Raw genomic sequence first — 11,450 nt, 5'->3', positions numbered from 1 at the left:
CTAAACTGTCATGCGGAAATACTTTTACGTATGGGAGCCCAATAAAATTAATCTGAAGAATATTTCATGTGGTGTAACTGTTTTGGCAACATCATCCACTTTACATTAGTTTTCTGAAGGATTCAAGTGAATTGTATGGATTTCATACACAATTCATATTTTAAAATGCTTTCACTGTTTTTAATAAGATAAACAAAAAAACGTAGCCAAAAAGCTACGTTTTTCTTTCATCGTTTCGGTGTATTTTTATGATTCTTCAAAAACGGAAGCGGGAATTGCTTACGGAAATGCTCTTTAATCATATACTCTACACCGTTTTCGCTATTTGAACGTGTAATCCAATCTGCTGCTTGCTTTAATTCTACAGGTGCGTTCCCCATCGCTACCCCAAGTCCCACGTTTTCAATAACTTCTAAATCTTCCATACTATCTCCAATCGCAACCATTTCATTTAGCGAAATATTTAAATGCTCTCCAAGCAATTGTAATCCACGTAATTTTGATACATTTTGTGGTAAAATTTCTATTCGTTTTGAATCACATTCAACATACTCTACATCTTGGAACGCTTTTCTTAATGTATTTAGCCCGCGTTCTTTTTCACCTTTAGTTTGGAAAAGAACATCAATTTTTGGCGCCGCTACCGGATGATCACGAAGCGCATCACCTAACGAATCTACAAATTGAACTGGATAAAATAACGGATCTGCGCTTGATAATACAGTGCGCGCAATTAAGTTTGGTGTATTTCTCTCACGATTTCCGATTGAAAACCGTTCATGAGAAATACGTACGTTACAATCAAAGTGCTCTAACACTTGCACAATGTTAAAAGTCTTCTCTTCAGATAATCTTCTTTGAACGTACGGCTTATCTAACGTTGCTGAAACGAAAGCACCACCATGTGTCACTAATATAGAATCTAATTTTAACGCTTTTGCTACTTTATGAGCGGATTGAAAATTACGACTCGTAAATAATGTAACGTATACATCTTTTCTTTTCACAAATTCAATTGTTTCTCTTAATCCTTTTGCAATTTTTCCGTTGTTGTATAGTAGTGTCCCATCTATATTAAGAGCTAGTAAGCGATAAATCATGTCGCACTCCCCCTCTTCGCTGTTGTACTCTATCCATAATTTATGAAATAAATGTAGCAAATAGAACGAGTTAGAATTACTACTGAAAATTTGGTTTACTATATACATATACACTTAGCAAAGGAGATAGTACAATGCAGGCACCACCTTCCTTTTATGAAGGCGATACGTTAGAAGTCGCAAAGAAATTACTCGGACAGAAACTTGTACATATTGTAGACGGAGTAAAACGAAGCGGAATCATTGTAGAAGTAGAAGCATACAAAGGTCCCGATGATAAAGCCGCACATAGTTACGGAGGTAGACGAACGGACCGTACAGAAGTCATGTTTGGTGCACCGGGACATGCTTACGTATATTTAATTTACGGTATGTATCATTGTTTTAACGTCATTACAGCGCCAGTTGGCACCCCGCAAGGTGTTCTCATTCGAGCCCTTGAGCCGGTAGATGGAATAGAAGAAATAAAACTAGCACGCTACAACAAAACCGACATTACAAAAGCCCAGTATAAAAATGTAACGAACGGCCCTGGCAAACTATGCCGTGCCCTCGGAATTACTTTAGAAGAACGAGGTGTATCCTTACAAAGTGATACATTACATATTGAACTCGTCCCAGAAGAAGAACACCTATCATCACAATATAAAATAACAGCAGGACCTCGTATTAACATCGACTATGCGGAAGAAGCTGTACATTATCCGTGGCGTTTTTATTATGAAGGACATCCGTTCGTTTCAAAGAAATAAGCGATATCAACGATTTTTCAAATATATCTATCGTAACTTACAATATATCAACGGTTCGACAAGAAATATCGATTTATCGACAAATAATAACATTACGAATAAAAGAAGACTGTTCCATTTTGGAACAGTCTTTCCCTCTTACTCTGCACCTTCCGCAGTTGCAATATTATCCTCTAAATTTTCTCTTGATAATTCAGCCTTCATAAAATCTGCTGTTTCTGGAAGTGCTAAATGCATATGAGCTTTTTGACAAATTTGAATCGTGCAGTTTTCTACAACATAGTCGAAAACATGTCCGCCTCCGCTTCTTTCATCATCAATGTAATGTAAGTGGAATCCAGCTACCCCAATACCTTGTGCATAATCCGGTGTCCAAAATCCAGCAAGCGTACCTTCTGTATTTTCAAACGAAAAGATTGGTTGCGATTTCGTCACTTCAACGAGTGGTGTATACGGTTTTTCTTGTCTTGGAACAGTTCTCGTTCTTACTTCACGGAACGTACCGTCCATTCGAATAGCGTAAAATAAGTTTTTACTTGGCATTAATTCATGTAATAACGCTTCAACTTCTTCACGATTCATCGGACGCTCTACCTTATAACTCATTTCTTTTTCAAAAAACGTTACAGTCGCAAATGGCGTTGTTTCTTCTGGCTCTACTTTTTCCGCTGAACCGTCTGAACGTAAATGATAAAATCCATTATCAAATGCAATCATTTCACCGTCTAATTGATCAAATGTGCCGATGCCGAAATCACCATGTTTTTTCAAATCTTCAAAGCTAATCACACCATCATATATACCATCTAATAGCGCAAGCATTGTAGATGTTTGATATACTTCATTACTCATTTTCGTTTTTTTTGCATCAATATCAATTAATTGCGCAACAGTCATCTCAAATCTGCCTCCATTAGTTTAGTTGGTTTGGTAATAATTTTTCGCTTAATTTAATGTTATCACGGTAGTCGATTGGAATATCAATAATGACAGGGCCGTCTGCTGCTAATGCGGATTTTAATACCCCTTCTAATTCATCAGGCGTGTTAACACGAAGACCTAACGCCCCGAAACTTTCCGCATATTTCACAAGATCAACATCGCCAAACTCTGTAGCTGATGTTCTGCCGTATTTCATCATTTGTTGGAATGCAACCATATCATATGTGCCGTCTCTCCAAACAAGATGGACGATTGGAGAATTTAAACGTACCGCCGTTTCTAACTCCATCGCTGAGAATAAGAAACCACCGTCACCTGATACGGAAACTACTTTTTTACCTGGTTCTACTAAAGTAGCTGCGATTGCCCAAGGAAGTGCAACACCTAACGTTTGCATGCCGTTACTAAATAATAATCTACGTGGTTCATAAGAACGGAAACATCTCGCCATCCAAATAGAATGGGAACCGATGTCACATGTAACGGTTGTATCGTCACTAATTAAAGAACGAAGTGTACGAATCACTTGAAGTGGATGCGTAACACCTTCTGCAGGACGATTTGGAACTTCTGCTTGTTCTGATAATTTCGCGCGTAATCGTTCTAATACCGCTTCTGATTTCGTACTTAATACAAGTTTCGGTAATTTCTCCGCGATGCTATTTACCGTTAAGGCAATATCACCAATTAATTCACGCTCTGGTTGGTAATCATGGTCGATATCTGCTTGATGGTCGTCAAGATGAATAATCGTTCTGTCGCCAAGTTTATTCCAGAACTTTGGATCATACTCGATTGGATCATAACCAATTGAAATAACAAGGTCTGCTTCTTCTAGTAAAATATCACCTGGTTGGTTACGGAATAATCCAACGCGGCCGAAGAAATGATCTTCTAACTCACGTGAAATCGCACCAGCTGCTTGATATGTTTCAACGACAGGAAGTTCTGTATCCGCAATTAATTTACGAACAGCTTTCGTCACTTCATTTGTGCTCGCTCTCATACCGAGTAAAATAACTGGTAATTTCGCTGATTTTATTTTTTCTACTACATATGTAATATCATGTGTGGGAGCGATTCCAAGCTGTGGCTTAGAAAGCGCACCGATAGACTCTACAGTTGTTTCCGCAGTCATAACGTCTTGCGGCAGACTTACTAAAGTAGCGCCTGGATTTGTGGAAGTTGCACTTCGGAATGCATTTGATAATGCTTCTGGCACATTATCAGGATGCTCTACTTCTACGCTATATTTTGTGATTGGTTCGAATAGTGCAGCATTATCCATAGATTGATGCGTACGTTTTAATCGATCCGTACGAGGTACTGCACCAGCTAAAGCAACAACGGGATCACTCTCCGCATTCGCAGTAACAAGACCTGTCGCTAAATTTGATGTCCCTGGTCCTGAAGTTACAAGACATACGCCCGGTTTCCCTGTTAATCTACCAATAGCAGCTGCCATAAATGCTGCGTTTTGTTCATGACGACAAACGATTAACTCTGGTCCTCTTTCTTGCAATACATCAAATACAGAGTCAATCTTCGCTCCTGGAATACCGAAAACATGTGTAACACCTTGTTTAATTAAACAATCAACAACAAGATCTGCTCCTTTTGTTTTTGTCTTCACGTCGTTTGCTTTTACATCTGTACTCAAAACTAATCACCCTTTATTTCATAATGTGTGTAATAAAGATTTTAATTTCACCTAGTTAATTAATGTGGTGAAGTATCGTTATCATTATATTACAAATGCATTATTTTTCCAACAATATGAATTCGACATTATTTTGACAAGATTCAAAGAATGCGCTTACAACCTTTTGTTTATCTTAAAATAACATTTTTATATCTCTTCTAAAAATACGCAAAAATATTTCCATCCATTTATAATATTAAAAATTTTATAGTACCTTGCAAAGAACAATAGTAAGTGATATATTTGTAAATAATGGAATAACCATTATTTGGAATGTTATTCACAATCTATATCTCCTTTCAAAAAGTAGATATAGATTGTGTGTGCTGTTTAGAAAAAAGATAGGATTTTCAGCCATAATTCATCATTTTATAAAGGAAAGTGATTGTTATGAACAAAAGTGAATTTTTAGAGCAACTTAGTTCTTCCCTACGGAATATGCCTATTTTAGAAAAGGAGGATATTATCTCGGAGTACGAAACTCATTTTATTAGTGGTAAACAAGATGGAATATCTGAAGAGGAAATTTCTAAAAAACTAGGAAACCCTAAAACTATCGCTAAAGAACTTAACGTTTCATATGCAATAAGCAACGCTGACAATAGGCGCAGCCTAAAAAACATTATGAAAGCACTGTTTTCTGTTATGAGCTTAAGTGTTTTAAACTTTATATTTATCATTATCGCCTTTTTCGTATTACTCTTTCTATTACCGCTTCTTCTAGCACTTATAATTGCTACACCGTTATTAATTATTTCGCCTATATTATTAATAGGGTTAGGATTCTTTAAAGGGTTTCATCAAATCAGTTATTCCGATGCTTACAATGTATTCATAGCTTTTTGCATCGGCTTACTAATATCAGTCATATGTTATCAAATAATAAAACATCTATACGTAGCTTTAGTTAAGTATTTGAAATGGAATGTAGCTATTTTGCAACGACACTAATGCAAAAGGAGATTAAGATGAAAAATTATATTTTATACCCACTCACGTTACTTACAATGTTATTTCTATCAGCTTGTTCAAACAGTGTACAGCCTAAGGAAAAAAATGATGTACAATCTATCAAAGATGTTGTTATTAAAGTTCCAGAAAATATATTTAGTTCCTCAAAGAAAAATGAAACTATTAGTGAAGACGAAATGAAACAAAATATAAAAAGTTATTTAAATTATAGCGGAGAGTTAGATGAAAATATCGTTCCACTTTCATCCACTACATCCGATGAAAATATCACTGAATCTGACCGAGAAAAATTACAAAAACTAATAGAATTAGCGAAACAAAATGATACAAACTTCCATAATTTTATTAGTAATAATACAATTCCTGATGATTACAAAAAGCCTTCAAAAGAAATATATGAATTTATTTCATCATCTACAGCACTTTCAGTAGAACTAGATCAAGAATTAGACAAACTCGCTCAAGATGGTAAATTATTCAAAACTGATTTCTCTTTTACAAAGCGCTTTGAGAAAGCTAATGGTAGGAAGCAAAAAGAAATTGAAAAGTTTTTGAAGGAAAAGAACATTAAAACTTCAATTAACAGCAATAAAAAAATTAGATGTATTACATACCCCTTTCAAAATAACCAATAAGAAATGGCTATTTTGAAAGGGAGTTTTTGTGGTATAACTATTAAATTCCCTAAACAAAAAAGACGCTCCCATAGGAGCGTCTTCCACTATTACGCTTGTTGTTGCGCGCTATATAATTCTTCAAGTGGCTTCATGATAATTTTGTTAACGTCACCGATTACAACGTTTAGGCGTTGCTCAGTTTCCATTAATTTTGTAATTTTAGCATCTTGTTGAATGCGAGCTACAACTTCTTGTGCCTGTTGGTTGTCTTCTTCAGTGATTTCTTGGCCTTGCATCATTTTTTGTTGTAAGCTAAGTTGCATTGTACGGAATTCATCGAATAAGTTCTTTGAAGCCGCATCAGCTTGAACTGCTGCGTAGCTCTCTTTTAAAGTTTTGAAATCTTCGTTTTCAGCGATTGCTTTTTGTAATTCATATGCAACATCATGAATGTTCTTTGTCATTTTATTTTTCCTCCTTTAGAAGGCTAGCGCTTTTCACTCGCACTGCCTTTTCAGTGCATTTACATACGCACCTCTTCTTACCATATCAAACTATGCAAGAGATGTGAAGAAATTTCACTTTTATTTCTATGTACTCACCTTATTATCTAAGAAACAATAGTAACAATCCTTGTATGAGTCCGATCATTCCGCCTAATAACGCTCCTAAATACGTAATCATTTTCAATTCGTTTTTCGTAATAGACAGAACTAGGTCTTCTAATCTTTCTGTTGAAAATGTAGACACCTCTTGCTGGACAATTTCCGCAAGGTGTAGATTGTTTAGTATACTCTCTACATTTTCTGTTCCCCACTTCAAGCCTTTCGTTACTGTGCTTGGAACCACTTTTTCAATAATTGTTTCTCGAACTGGTTCACATACTTGCTGAACAGATTGATTTAAAAACTTACTCACTGTTTCCTCTACTTTAACTGCTGACAGCACGGAGCTTACAATCATTTCTTTCTCTACAAATGCTTCTAATTCTTTTACATCTCTTCCTTTTAACTTTTCCCACTCTTTTTGCATTACATCAGTTAAAAGCTGCTTTGTACCATCTTGACCTAAAAACTTAATAACTTCTGGCTGCACACGATCCACTACACTTACATTTCCTAAAAACATTCCGACTAAGTTAAGTAGCGTTCCGCGAGAAGCAAAGAAATCATCAATCATTTTTGAAAGACGCGCTTTCCCTTCTTCACTTTCAAAAAAGCTAATTCCTCGCTCTAAAATAAACGCCGAGGCATTCGGAATCGCATTCTCTATCTTTTCATGTACAGAATGAGGTAAAGCCTGTTCCCATGTATATGTATAATACTCTGCTAAAAATGCATGAATTTTTTCTGTAATCACATGTTCGATTTTTCGAATCGCTTCATCTTCTACATGCGCTACATTCCATTTCTCTAACATATGTCGCAGTGATTGTTCATTCGTAATTACTTTATCCACTTCTACTTTGGCCCAGTGGATTAAACCTTTTTGAAACTCTTCATTTGTTAACTTCTTTCCGATTCCTTCTGGTGTTAACAAATGCTCTACAACCATTTTCCCTAATTGAACAGCAAGTTCATCACGACGCTTCGGAATTAATCCTGGTGTAAATGGAACTTGAAACTTTCCGATATAAATAGGACGATGAGGACGAAATAACATTTTTATCGCTAGATGATTCGTATATCCCCCAATAATTGCTCCGAGTCCTGTCGTCGTTAACATATTTAACCATATATTCATTACAATCAACCTTTCACTTCTCCAAAACTATAGCATATCATCATACGGACAAAAGTATAATGGTATAAAAACGTATTTGCAATATATAGCTTCGCCTTTTATGCAAATAGTAGTAAAGGAGTGATTTCGTTGGTTCTCGGCCTTTTAACTTCTAAACTTCATTATGAGCAAACGTATTACACCGAAATCGCTAAACGCGCTCGGCTTTATCATAATGTCGTTGCCCAGTTTACGCCATTTTGTATTGATTCTAAAACAGACCTTGTTTCTGGTCTTATTTACGATACAGATACAGGAAAATGGAAAGAGCAAACATTCCCTATTCCTTCTTATATATATGATCGTTATTCTTTTCACGAGGAAACAGACTTTGAAAAAGCAAAATCAATTATTCACTCTTTGCACAACCGTCCTTCCACTACCTTTTTAAATAACACACTTATTAACTTAAGTGAACTACATGATTTATTTCTTACTAATAAAAAACTGTCTCCTTATATACCAAAATTTGAAGTGGCAACGATACAAATCATTTTCAAACTGTTGTTAAAAACTAAAGATATTATTATACGCCCCACTAATATACATTCTAAAGATAACTTATATCGAGTCGCTTACAAAAATAAAACGTTTCATATCGATACAGTAAATGAAAAATACCATACATCTATTCCAATCAAGAGGACAGATGAATTTATATCTTGGTGTAAATCTAACATACGTTCATCACGCTACATAGTGCATACTATGCTACAACCACCAAATCAATTAACATATCCACTGCACATTCGAACCATTTTGCAAAAAAACAAAGAACAAACTTGGAATGTTATCGGTCAATTTATACAAAAAAGCTCATTTCCTAATCAGCTTTTACCCTCAGCAACGGCCGATGATTCATTGCATTCATTTTCAAAAATTAAATACGTACTATCTAGTACAGGTGTGCAACTATTGCATGACGCTTTACACGACATTATAAATGAAGTATTCCAAACACTAGATCAATCTTATTCTTCGTTATTTGAACTAGAACTTTCCACAATTATGGATCAAAAAGGTGCAATCTGGCTTATGTATGTCAACACGATCCCTCCTTACGAACAATACATTCGTCATAGTGATTTATTAGCTGAAAAGATATTTCACGGACCACTTAAATTCAGTCGCTTTACACCATAATGAAAGGAGGTAAATCTATTTTGAAAGAACATATATATACATTAAACATTTCAGATGAACATCCAAATAGCATTACTTTACCTTACGTTTTTTCTATTACACCACCTATTACATCTCTCTCCTTCGGCATACGTCATATTGCAAGTGAAGAGGTGAAAATTCATTATTCCTTTACTCGCGAAATTATTATCGGAAAACATATTGCCGAAAAACTTTTACTGCCTCAATCAACTACTATTCATGCATTCACACAAAACCAAACGATTATTTTCGGACCATTGATTGGCATTTTTACAACTGGCTTTAACGATGATTCTTCTAACCCTTTAGGAAATCGTTCAATTGCTCTCAGTGAGTTGTTAACACCACCATTCTCATTACGACCGTTCGTATTCGTCTTTGGCGTTCAACATATAAACTGGGAAGAAGAAACGATTGAAGGATATTTCTTTCAAGAGAAACAATGGATAAAGAAAAAAGTCCCTTTACCAAATGTCATTTACGATCGATTACCGAATCGACAAGCGGAAAATTATAAACCAATTGTCAGAGCAAAAAGAAAGTTAGAACATGACTACTCCATCCCATGGTTTAACCCAGGGTTTTTCAATAAATGGGAAGTTCATCAACTTCTTATGAAAGACGAATCAATTAAACCCTTATTACCACATACAGAAACATTTCAGCATTTTGAACAAGTAGAACGGTTTCTTGGCACGTATAAATCAGTGTACATGAAACCAATACACGGGAGCTTTGGTAGAAATATTCATCAAATATTTTATTCTCAAACAGAGAATTGCTACTACTGTCGTTATCGCGAAAATGAAGAAAATAAACTGAGAAAGTATCAATCATTAGAAACTCTTCTAAACCACTTATTAAAAGGACATGATTTAAAAAAGTTTATCGTACAGCAAGGTATTTCGTTACTTCGTTTCGATGGGCAACCTGTTGATTTCCGCATTCATACAAATAAAAATCATTTCGGTAATTGGATAGTTAGTGCAATCGTCGCCAAAATCGCCGGCAAAGGCAGTTTAACAACGCACGTAAATAGTGGCGGTGATACAAAATTATTACAAGAGCTTTTTCCAGATTCAACGAAACAAGTTCAAATTGAAAATAAATTAAAACATACTGCCTTACAAATAAGTTACGCGCTCGATGAACAAGTAACCGGAAATATTGGAGAAATCGGTTTTGATATCGGTTTAGACACGAAGGAAAATCCATGGCTCTTTGAAGCCAACTCGAAACCTGGGCGAACTGTATTCCAAGATAAAAAATTAAAAGAGCAAAGCGAACTGACGCGCCAGTTATTTTACGAATATGCCGTCTACTTAACTGAACATTCTTTACGTGATACAAAAGAAAAAATGCCTCAAATAAAATCAGGGGCTTCATCAAACACCGAACATATCCCTTCTCCTATGATTCACTCACAAATACAAAAACAAAAACTTCCACCTAGATAATAAGGTGGAAGTTTTCTATTTACACAAGTTTTACTACAACCTCAGTTTCCACGTTACATACTCCGCAATAAAAAATATGATTGCAATATTCATTTGAATTATTATGCGTTAAACCATCTACTGCACTTAATAATTCTTGATCCATATAGGCACTATAATCGTCTATGTAATCTACAGACTTCCCATAATCTTGGAGTATACTTTGGCAATTTTGACAAGAATATGTTTGTGATTCTAATGCGTTGCAAAGCGGGCAAATCCCCATCATGATTCCTCCATACATTATCGTTTAAAGCCTCTCTTTTTTAGAGTGAAGAAAGAAAGCAACCTATCCAGGCATAGGAGCGGTCACTCCACCACTACTTAAAAATAGAACTATAAAGTTGCTACCGATTTCATTTCAATAAATCATAAATAAGAAGCTAATGATTAGCCTACAAGTAATAGGCTACAAAGAGAAAAATATATTTAATATCCCTCTTAGTTTGGCCTGTTTTCTTAAAAATACAACGATTACTCTTATTTCATAATTTACGAAATCAATAAGTTTTTTTGACAAAATTTACAAATTATTATTTTGTATATCTTTCTAGGTAACATCCATACTATGAGTACAAACTTAATTACCGATGGATTAGCGCCAACCGGGGCGATAATCTGGTTCAACTCCAGCTAGTCCAACCAAAAAAACTTTTATAACTCTAAGGAGGATATATTCCTATGGCAAACCAAAATTCTTCAAATCAATTAGTAGTACCAGGTGCAACAGCTGCAATCGATCAAATGAAGTACGAAATCGCTCAAGAATTTGGTGTACAATTAGGAGCAGATTCTACGGCTCGCGCTAACGGTTCAGTTGGTGGAGAAATTACAAAACGTCTAGTTGCAATGGCTGAGCAAAGCCTTGGCGGATTCCACAAATAAATATATATGGCAAAAAGGTCTCAGGGCATATACCCTGA

The 11,450-nt window shown here is 35.4% G+C and carries 12 protein-coding genes; 6 read left to right on the top strand and 6 right to left on the bottom strand.

What is annotated here, in order from left to right; all coding sequences use genetic code 11:
* Positions 1-227: 227 nt before the first annotated feature.
* Positions 228-1,100: a Cof-type HAD-IIB family hydrolase gene (locus tag ACTFRH_RS00775; protein WP_000640430.1), complete on the bottom strand. Its 873-nt coding sequence runs from the start codon at positions 1,098-1,100 to the stop codon at positions 228-230.
* Between the two features lie 134 nt (positions 1,101-1,234).
* Here ACTFRH_RS00775 and ACTFRH_RS00770 point away from each other — a divergent pair, with 134 nt between their 5' ends.
* On the top strand, positions 1,235-1,852 hold the full coding sequence (locus ACTFRH_RS00770) for a DNA-3-methyladenine glycosylase (RefSeq protein ID WP_001148809.1): 618 nt from the start codon (positions 1,235-1,237) through the stop codon (positions 1,850-1,852).
* A 138-nt stretch (positions 1,853-1,990) separates the two neighbouring features.
* On the opposite strand, the gene alsD is transcribed toward ACTFRH_RS00770, so the two are convergent.
* On the bottom strand, positions 1,991-2,749 hold the full coding sequence (gene alsD / locus ACTFRH_RS00765; protein WP_000215006.1) for an alpha-acetolactate decarboxylase: 759 nt from the start codon (positions 2,747-2,749) through the stop codon (positions 1,991-1,993).
* A gap of 16 nt (positions 2,750-2,765) precedes the next feature.
* Entirely contained in the window at positions 2,766-4,454 is a 1,689-nt protein-coding gene (gene alsS, locus ACTFRH_RS00760) for an acetolactate synthase AlsS (protein WP_000102394.1), read from the bottom strand.
* A 432-nt stretch (positions 4,455-4,886) separates the two neighbouring features.
* On the opposite strand from alsS, the gene ACTFRH_RS00755 reads away from it, so the two are divergent.
* Together ACTFRH_RS00755 and ACTFRH_RS00750 are read left to right on the top strand one after the other, a co-directional pair.
* Positions 4,887-5,447: an HAAS signaling domain-containing protein gene (locus tag ACTFRH_RS00755; protein WP_001042960.1), complete on the top strand. Its 561-nt coding sequence runs from the start codon at positions 4,887-4,889 to the stop codon at positions 5,445-5,447.
* 17 nt (positions 5,448-5,464) lie between these two features.
* The gene (locus ACTFRH_RS00750; RefSeq protein WP_000800761.1) at positions 5,465-6,103 is read left to right on the top strand and encodes an NDxxF motif lipoprotein; all 639 of its coding nucleotides are present in this window, start codon (positions 5,465-5,467) and stop codon (positions 6,101-6,103) included.
* 89 nt (positions 6,104-6,192) lie between these two features.
* On the opposite strand, the gene ACTFRH_RS00745 is transcribed toward ACTFRH_RS00750, so the two are convergent.
* Together ACTFRH_RS00745 and ACTFRH_RS00740 are read right to left on the bottom strand one after the other, a co-directional pair.
* Positions 6,193-6,549 carry a YlbF/YmcA family competence regulator gene (locus ACTFRH_RS00745; RefSeq protein ID WP_000164612.1) on the bottom strand — a complete coding sequence of 119 codons (357 nt, stop codon included), beginning with the start codon at positions 6,547-6,549 and terminating at the stop codon, positions 6,193-6,195.
* 142 nt (positions 6,550-6,691) lie between these two features.
* Entirely contained in the window at positions 6,692-7,828 is a 1,137-nt protein-coding gene (locus ACTFRH_RS00740; RefSeq protein WP_003300150.1) for a DUF445 domain-containing protein, read from the bottom strand.
* Positions 7,829-7,957: 129 nt separating this feature from the next.
* Between ACTFRH_RS00740 and ACTFRH_RS00735 the strand changes: the two genes are divergently transcribed.
* Complete coding sequence (locus tag ACTFRH_RS00735) at positions 7,958-9,010, top strand: YheC/YheD family endospore coat-associated protein (protein WP_000242821.1); 1,053 nt, start codon at positions 7,958-7,960, stop codon at positions 9,008-9,010.
* Positions 9,011-9,030: 20 nt separating this feature from the next.
* Positions 9,031-10,488 (top strand): YheC/YheD family endospore coat-associated protein, encoded by a 1,458-nt coding sequence (locus tag ACTFRH_RS00730; protein WP_000658099.1) that lies wholly within the window; start codon positions 9,031-9,033, stop codon positions 10,486-10,488.
* A gap of 19 nt (positions 10,489-10,507) precedes the next feature.
* On the opposite strand, the gene ACTFRH_RS00725 is transcribed toward ACTFRH_RS00730, so the two are convergent.
* Positions 10,508-10,753, bottom strand: a complete 246-nt coding sequence (locus ACTFRH_RS00725; protein ID WP_000510474.1) for a hypothetical protein — start codon at positions 10,751-10,753, stop codon at positions 10,508-10,510.
* Positions 10,754-11,208: 455 nt separating this feature from the next.
* Here ACTFRH_RS00725 and sasP point away from each other — a divergent pair, with 455 nt between their 5' ends.
* The gene (gene sasP / locus ACTFRH_RS00720; protein ID WP_000013338.1) at positions 11,209-11,412 is read left to right on the top strand and encodes a small acid-soluble spore protein, SasP family; all 204 of its coding nucleotides are present in this window, start codon (positions 11,209-11,211) and stop codon (positions 11,410-11,412) included.
* Positions 11,413-11,450: the final 38 nt, after the last annotated feature.

Source organism: Bacillus cereus group sp. MYBK216-1 (assembly GCF_051916495.1).
Classification (GTDB): Bacteria; Bacillota; Bacilli; order Bacillales; family Bacillaceae_G; genus Bacillus_A; species Bacillus_A thuringiensis_K.
This window is presented reverse-complemented; position numbering and strand designations above follow the sequence as displayed.

What these genes read in the sequence shown, in the direction of transcription:
- ACTFRH_RS00775 (WP_000640430.1), bottom strand. Translation starts at nt 1,100, where the DNA reads ATGATTTATCGCTTACTAGCTCTTAATATAGATGGGACACTACTATAC.
- ACTFRH_RS00770 (WP_001148809.1), top strand. Translation starts at nt 1,235, where the DNA reads ATGCAGGCACCACCTTCCTTTTATGAAGGCGATACGTTAGAAGTCGCA.
- alsD (WP_000215006.1), bottom strand. Translation starts at nt 2,749, where the DNA reads ATGACTGTTGCGCAATTAATTGATATTGATGCAAAAAAAACGAAAATG.
- ACTFRH_RS00755 (WP_001042960.1), top strand. Translation starts at nt 4,887, where the DNA reads ATGAACAAAAGTGAATTTTTAGAGCAACTTAGTTCTTCCCTACGGAAT.
- ACTFRH_RS00750 (WP_000800761.1), top strand. Translation starts at nt 5,465, where the DNA reads ATGAAAAATTATATTTTATACCCACTCACGTTACTTACAATGTTATTT.
- ACTFRH_RS00745 (WP_000164612.1), bottom strand. Translation starts at nt 6,549, where the DNA reads ATGACAAAGAACATTCATGATGTTGCATATGAATTACAAAAAGCAATC.
- ACTFRH_RS00740 (WP_003300150.1), bottom strand. Translation starts at nt 7,828, where the DNA reads ATGAATATATGGTTAAATATGTTAACGACGACAGGACTCGGAGCAATT.
- ACTFRH_RS00725 (WP_000510474.1), bottom strand. Translation starts at nt 10,753, where the DNA reads ATGGGGATTTGCCCGCTTTGCAACGCATTAGAATCACAAACATATTCT.
- sasP (WP_000013338.1), top strand. Translation starts at nt 11,209, where the DNA reads ATGGCAAACCAAAATTCTTCAAATCAATTAGTAGTACCAGGTGCAACA.